Raw genomic sequence first — 658 nt, forward strand, 5'->3', positions numbered from 1 at the left:
GGTCAGCATGACCCTGCCGGATATTAACGCCGGCTGCGGCGGCATCGATGCGTACCTGGGGTCGTTCTCCTTTATCAACAGCGAGCAGCTGCAGCGCTTCGGCAAACAAATTATGTCCAACGCCGCGGGCTACTTCTTTGACCTTGCCCTGCAGACCACGGTTCCGGAGATCAAAACTGCCAAAGACTTCCTGCAGAAGATGGCCAGCGACATCAACAGCATGAACCTCAGCTCCTGCCAGGCCGCTCAGGGCATTGTGGGCGGTCTGTTTCCACGGACCCAGGTGGCGCAGCAAAAGGTCTGCCAGGACATTGCCGGCGAGAGCAACATTTTTGCGGACTGGGCGGCTTCCCGTCAGGGCTGTTCGGTGGGGGGCAGATGGACAAAGTGCAGGATAAAGCCAGCGATAAGGACAAGGAGCGTGTGATGAAGAACATCAACATTATGTGGGATGCCCTGTCCAAAAACCGGCTCTTTGACGGCAATAAGGAGCTGAAAGAGTTTGTGATGACCCTGACCGGGACGCTGATTTTTGGTGAGAACAGTGAGATCACGCCGCTGCCAGCACGCACCACTGACCAGGACCTGATTAAAGCCATGATGGAGGGCGGCACGGCTAAAATCTACCACTGCAATGATTCGGATAAGTGTCTTAAGG

At 55.6% G+C, this 658-nt stretch carries 1 pseudogene; it reads left to right on the forward strand.

The annotated features are described in order from the left end of the window. Positions 1 to 658, forward strand: a pseudogene (locus tag BHE81_RS25955) (conjugal transfer protein TraH); the annotation flags it as partial.

It is taken from the genome of Klebsiella sp. AqSCr (assembly GCF_008452795.1).
Taxonomy (GTDB): Bacteria; Pseudomonadota; Gammaproteobacteria; order Enterobacterales; family Enterobacteriaceae; genus Klebsiella; species Klebsiella pneumoniae.